General features: G+C 62.5%; 1 protein-coding gene. It reads left to right on the top strand.

Annotated elements, in window-relative coordinates; all coding sequences use genetic code 11:
• Positions 1 to 256 (top strand): NAD(P)/FAD-dependent oxidoreductase (locus AC0L3S_RS39500; RefSeq protein ID WP_473285380.1); only part of this gene is annotated, 256 nt, incomplete at both ends.

Genomic DNA, 256 nt, shown 5'->3' with positions numbered 1-256 from the left:
CTACAAGGAGATCGAGGAGATATCCGGCCAGTCCTGCTCGCTGCATTTGACCGGCGGCGTGATGATGGCCGATACGCCCGAGCGCATGGACTTCCTGCGCCTTGCCCACGCCAAGGGCCGCTATCTCGGCATGGACACAGAGCTGATCACCCCTTCCGAAGCCAAGGCGATGTTCCCGCTGATGGACGAGACCAATTTCGTCGGCGCCATGTGGGATCCGGTCGAAGGCCATCTCGACCCGTCCGGCACCACCATC

The organism is Bradyrhizobium sp. Ken01 (assembly GCF_055807355.1).
This window is presented reverse-complemented; position numbering and strand designations above follow the sequence as displayed.